General features: G+C 62.1%; 4 protein-coding genes. All 4 read right to left on the reverse strand.

Features of this window, described 5'->3' with window-relative positions:
* Positions 1-77: 77 nt before the first annotated feature.
* Positions 78-827, reverse strand: coding sequence for a FadR/GntR family transcriptional regulator (locus tag ACW9JE_RS28620; RefSeq protein WP_457434667.1), 750 nt, complete (start codon positions 825-827; stop codon positions 78-80).
* Between the two features lie 195 nt (positions 828-1,022).
* The gene (locus tag ACW9JE_RS28625; RefSeq protein ID WP_224536313.1) at positions 1,023-2,750 is read right to left on the reverse strand and encodes an ABC transporter ATP-binding protein/permease; all 1,728 of its coding nucleotides are present in this window, start codon (positions 2,748-2,750) and stop codon (positions 1,023-1,025) included.
* Between the two features lie 97 nt (positions 2,751-2,847).
* Positions 2,848-3,408, reverse strand: coding sequence for a response regulator transcription factor (locus ACW9JE_RS28630; RefSeq protein ID WP_224536312.1), 561 nt, complete (start codon positions 3,406-3,408; stop codon positions 2,848-2,850).
* Positions 3,401-4,663 carry an ATP-binding protein gene (locus ACW9JE_RS28635; protein ID WP_224536310.1) on the reverse strand — a complete coding sequence of 421 codons (1,263 nt, stop codon included), beginning with the start codon at positions 4,661-4,663 and terminating at the stop codon, positions 3,401-3,403. The genes ACW9JE_RS28630 and ACW9JE_RS28635 overlap by 8 nt, the downstream gene beginning before the upstream one ends.
* Between the last annotated feature and the right edge of the window lie 200 nt (positions 4,664-4,863).

The following is a 4,863-nucleotide window of genomic DNA, read 5'->3' on the forward strand; positions in this document are numbered from 1 at the left end:
GAAATGGTGTTCAACCTGTGGGAGCGAGCCTGCTCGCGATTGGATCTGTCAGAAAACGAACATCCCGAGACGAACCCTTAGCCCCGCTGCGCCTCAGCCTCTTCATGGGCATGACGCAACCGCTCACGGCTGTTGGTCAGGTGCAGGCGCATGGCGGCTCGGGCGGCATCGGAATCCTGACGGGCGATGGCCTCGTAGATTTCCTCGTGCTCGCGGCTCAGGCGATTCATGTAGTGCTGCTGATCGTCGTGGGCCAGGCGCGCGGAGTTCAGGCGGGTACGCGGGATGATGCTGGTACCCAGGTGGGTCATGATGTCGGTGAAGTAGCGGTTGCCGGTCGCCAGGGCGATCTGCAGGTGGAACTGGAAGTCCGACGCCACCGCATCGCTGGCGTGAGCAACGCTTTCGTTCAGCGCATCCAGCGCCGAGCGCATCAGGCCCAATTGCTCGGCGCTGCGGCGTTGCGCGGCAAGGCCGGCGGATTCGGTTTCGAGGCTGATGCGCAATTCCAGAACGGCCAACACGTCACGCAGCGTGACCACGGTGGCCGGGTCGATGCGAAAGCCGCTGGGGCTTGGGGTGTCGAGCACGAAGGTGCCGATGCCGTGGCGGGTTTCCACCTGGCCGGCTGCCTGCAAACGGGAAATCGCCTCGCGCACCACGGTGCGGCTGACGCCATGGGCATCCATGATCGCCGACTCGGTGGGCAACTTGTCGCCGCGCTTGAGGTGACCGTCGCGGATCTGCTCGGACAGCACCGTCACCAGTTCCTGAGCGAGGCTGCGGCGCTTGCGAGGGAGGCGTGGTGCGTCGTTCGGGTTTTCCATGATGAACATCTGTCTCGAAGAATCGGATGAAATCGCATCATAGCTCAACACGGTTGTACGATCACCACTGTGCCACCCCTCTCCCTGTAGGAGCGAGCTTGCTCGCGATGGATTCCAGACCACCGCGGGGTGTCAGGATGCCAGCGTCATCGTTGGCGACCATCGCGAGCAAGCTCGCTCCTACAGGGGTTCGAGCTATGCCGTCACGGTCTGATCCACCAGATGCCCGTTGTCGATCCGCACATGCCGCGGGTGGAAGCGCTTGAGGCTGCTGCGGTGGCCGACGCTGACGATGCTCAATCCCGGCAGTTCATCGATCAACGCCTGGTACAGCGTCGCTTCGTCTTCCTCGTCCATGGCCGAAGTCGCTTCGTCCATATACAGCCATTGCGGTGCGTACAACAACGCACGGGCGAAGGCCAGTCGCTGTTGCTCACCCGGCGACAACATGCGCTGCCAGTGATTGGCCTCGTCCAGGCGCCCGATCAGATGCGGCAAGCGACAGGTTTCCAGAACCTGCTCGTAACGCTCGTTCGGGTAGGTGTCGCCCGCCTGTGGATAACTCAGCGCCTCGCGCAACGTGCCGATCGGTAAATAAGGTTTTTGCGGCAGAAACAGGTATCGCGCCGCCGGTAAGCGAATGCTGCCGTGCCCCGCAGGCCACAGGTGCCCCATGGCCCGCAACAGCGTCGATTTGCCGCTGCCGGAGCGACCGCTGAGCATCACGCGCTCGCCCTCCTCCACGGTCATGTCGGCATTGGTCAGCAGATGACGACCATCGGCCAGATCCAGGCCCAGGTTGTGCACTTTCAATGCATCGCCCTGATTCTGCACATCGATGGCCGGTGCCCGTTGCTCATTGTCGGTCATGGCCTGACGGAAGCTCAGCAGACGATCGCAGGTCGCGCGCCACGAAGCGAGGCTCTGGTACGCGCTGATGAACCAGCTGAAGTTGTCCTGGACATTGCCGAACGCCGAGCTGATCTGCATCAGCTCGCCCAGTTCGATCTTGCCGGCCAGGTAGCGAGGAGCAGCCAGAATGAACGGGAAAATCACCGCAGCCTGTTCGTAGCCGGAAGTGAAGAACGTCAGGCGCTTGGACACTCGCATGATGTCCCAGAAGTTGTGCCAGACCATCGAGAAGCGATTGCTCAAGCGGCGATGTTCATTGGGCTCGCCGTTGTACAGCGCGATGCTTTCGGCATTCTCGCGAATGCGCACCATGGAGAAACGCAGGTCGGCTTCGAAGCGTTGCTGGCGGTTGTTCAAGCCGATCAGGCGGCGACCGATCAGGTGGGTCAGCCAGCTACCCACTACCGCGTATAACAGCACGCCCCAGAACATGTAACCGGGAATGGTGATACCGAACAGTTCGATGCTGCCCGAGACGCCCCAGAGGATGATCGAGAACGACACCAGACTGACGATGTTGCGCAGCAGACCGATGCCCAGGCTCAGGGTGTCGCTGGTGAAGTTGTTGAGGTCTTCGGAAATGCGCTGGTCCGGGTTATCCGTGTAGCCGCCCTGCTCCAGCTGGTAGTAATTCTTGTCCGCCAGCCAGCGACCAAAATGCTTTTCGGTGAGCCAGGCCCGCCAGCGGATCGTCAGCATCTGGGTCAGATAAAGCCGATATACCGCGCCGAGAATCGCCACGGTGGCAATGCCGCAGAAGTACAGGATCAGTTTCCAGAACGCCGCTTCGTCTTTCTGTTGCAGGGCGTTGTAGAAATCCTTGTACCAGCTGTTGATCCACACCGAAATCGCCACGCTGAACAGTGACAGCGCGATCACCGCGATCAGCAACGTCCAGGCCTTGCCCTTCTCTTCGCTGCGCCAGTAGGGCGTGATGATCGCCCAGACCTTGCGAAAAAACTGCCCGCGCACAGCATCGTTGACCGCGGAATATTCAGCGTTCTGATTCATGGATAAGGCTCGATAGGAAAAAGTACAGGCACGAACCGATCATAGATGATCGGTTCGGATTGTCGCGAGGAACGACCCGCATCTGTTCAGCGCAGGTTCAGCGGCGAACGGGACGTTTCTGCAGTTTGCGCTGCAGTGTGCGGCGGTGCATGCCCAGGGCGCGGGCGGTGGCGGAGATGTTGCCTTCGTGCTCGGTCAACACGCGCTGAATGTGTTCCCACTGCAGGCGGTCCACGGACATCGGGTTCTCCGGCACCAGACTGTCGAGGTCGGCGTGTTCGGAAAGCAGCGCGGCCAGCACGTCGTCGGCGTCGGCCGGCTTGCACAGGTAGTTGCAGGCGCCGCGCTTGATCGCCTCCACGGCGGTGGCAATGCTCGAATAGCCGGTGAGAATCACCACGCGCATTTCCGGGTCCATTTCCAGCAGTTTGGGCAGCAGCACCAGGCCGGAATCGCCGTCCATCTTCAGGTCCAGCGCGGCGTAGTCCGGCAGGTCGCCCTGGGCCAGGATCAGGCCTTCTTCGGCGGAACTGGCGGTGCTCACGCGAAAACCGCGGCGAGCCATGGCGCGGGCCATGACCCGGGTAAAGGTCGCGTCGTCGTCGACCAGCAGCAAATGCGGCAGCTCTTCGCCTTCAACCTGGATGTCGTCACTCATGTTCGTCTCCTCGTGCGCCATGGGGCAGACGCAGCTCGGTGAGCGTGCCGCCTTCCTCATGACTATAGAGTTTCACTGAGCCGCCGGCGCGTGTCACGCTGGCCTTGCTCAAAAACAGGCCCAGGCCGAAACCTTTGCCCTTGGTGGTAAAAAACGGCTTGCCGATCTGCTCGGCGATGGCCAGCGGCACACCGGCACCGTGGTCGCGGATGCTGATGGTCAAATCTTCGGGATTCCAGTCCAGGGTCACTTGCAGCCCTTCGGGACAGGCGTCGGCGGCGTTGTTCAAAAGATTCAGCAACGCCTGGGTCAGGTCCGGCGGCGGCGCCATGCGCGGCACCGTGCCCTGGCCCAGGCGCTGGAAGCGGTAACTGGCCTCGGGGCGCATCAGGTGCCAGCGGTTGAGCGCTTCGTCGAGCCAGTCGGTAACGTCCTGCATTTCCACCGCCAGACGGCGATTGGCCTCGGCGGCGCGCACCAGCTGCTGCAAGGTCTGCTTGCAGAGCTTGACCTGATCCTGCAGCACACTCAGGTCATCCTGCAGCATCGGGTCGTGATGGTCCTGGCGCATCTCCTTGAGCAATACGCTCATGGTCGCCAGTGGCGTGCCCAACTCGTGGGCGGCGCCGGCGGCCTGGGTCGCGACGGCCAACAACTGCTGATCGCGCAGGCCTTCTTCGCGGCGAATGGCCCGCAGTTCTTCCTGACGTCGCAATTCTTCGGCCATGCGCGCGGCGAAGAAAGTGATCACAGCCGCCGCCAGGGCGAAGCTCAGCCACATCCCGTAGACCTGCAGGTTTTCCCGGGCGATCGGGAAGGTTTGCAGTGGATAGAAACGCGCCAGCAGCAAGGTGTACATCGTCAGGGCGATGCCAGACAGAATCACCGAATAGCGCCAGGGCAGCGTCACGGCGGCAATGGTCAGCGGCACCAGATAGTAGGAGACGAATGGGTTGGTCGAGCCACCCGAGAAATACAGCAAGGCGCTGTGGATAAACAGGTCGCAGGCCAGCTGCACGGCGTATTCAAGCTCGGTGACCGGCCAGCTGGTACGCAGGCGAACCGCCGTGAAGGCGCACAGCAGCATCGAGCAAGCCAGGGTCGCAGCCAGCTGGAACCACGGCAGCGGCAGCAGTTCGAGCCAGTAGGCCAGGCCCACGGAGCCGGCCTGAGCAGCCAGGACCAGGATACGGATGAATGTCAGCCGCCAGAGGTTCTGGCGAGTGGCGGAAGTGATTTGAAGAGGGACGAGCATGAGCTCTCCTGATGAGCGCTCCAGGCGGATCGCAGGGAGTATAACCAAGCACAGGGGCTGACAGGCAAAAGTGCGGCAAAGCGCCACACGCCCCGTTGGTGCCGCCCAACTCACTGTAGGAGCGAGCACGCTCGCGATGGTCGTCAACGATGACGTTGGCTGCCTGACACCCCTTGGTGAGTGGGAGCTCATCGCGAGTG

The organism is Pseudomonas sp. SDO55104_S430, from assembly GCF_054070595.1.

Coding starts and splice junctions, on each gene's coding strand:
- ACW9JE_RS28620 (WP_457434667.1), bottom strand. CDS start 827: ATGGAAAACCCGAACGACGCACCACGCCTCCCTCGCAAGCGCCGCAGC.
- ACW9JE_RS28625 (WP_224536313.1), bottom strand. CDS start 2,750: ATGAATCAGAACGCTGAATATTCCGCGGTCAACGATGCTGTGCGCGGG.
- ACW9JE_RS28630 (WP_224536312.1), bottom strand. CDS start 3,408: ATGAGTGACGACATCCAGGTTGAAGGCGAAGAGCTGCCGCATTTGCTG.
- ACW9JE_RS28635 (WP_224536310.1), bottom strand. CDS start 4,663: ATGCTCGTCCCTCTTCAAATCACTTCCGCCACTCGCCAGAACCTCTGG.